Consider the following 379-nt stretch of genomic DNA (forward strand, 5'->3'; position numbering starts at 1 on the left):
GCATTTGTCCCAGCCGCGCTTTTTGCGGCGAACTTAGGCAACTTGTTAGTTGCCTTTTTGTACAGTCTTTGAGAATACATAAAGCTCCCCAAGCAAATGCATATACTTTTTATTTAATTCATCGACATCGGGTTTCCAACAAAACTCACCTTTTTCATTGGTGGTTTGACCAAGTACCACATCATTTAGACTACCCATACCACCACTTCCAGACATTATGACGTTGGCACAGTTTAGATATTCATTGGAATCAAATGCTGATAATGCTCGTTTAAAGTGTTTTGCCCACCAATCTGATTTCTCTTCTTCTAATAACGCGATCATCTCGGTTAACTGAATTCGGCTAGTTTCGTACATACTTTCCTTAGGCAACTAACGC

General features: G+C 40.1%; 1 protein-coding gene. It reads right to left on the reverse strand.

The window, feature by feature from the left end; all coding sequences use genetic code 11:
* Positions 1 to 45 precede the first annotated feature (45 nt).
* A complete protein-coding gene (locus EOK74_RS20755) occupies positions 46 to 357 on the reverse strand; it encodes a DUF6966 domain-containing protein (RefSeq protein ID WP_133472033.1) in 312 nt (103 codons plus the stop codon).
* Positions 358 to 379 lie beyond the last annotated feature (22 nt).

The sequence above is a fragment of the Paraglaciecola marina genome (assembly GCF_004360155.1).
Taxonomy (GTDB): Bacteria; Pseudomonadota; Gammaproteobacteria; order Enterobacterales; family Alteromonadaceae; genus Paraglaciecola; species Paraglaciecola marina.

Bases quoted from the DNA above. Each gene is read 5' to 3' on its own strand.
- EOK74_RS20755 (WP_133472033.1), bottom strand. From the start codon at position 357: ATGTACGAAACTAGCCGAATTCAGTTAACCGAGATGATCGCGTTATTA.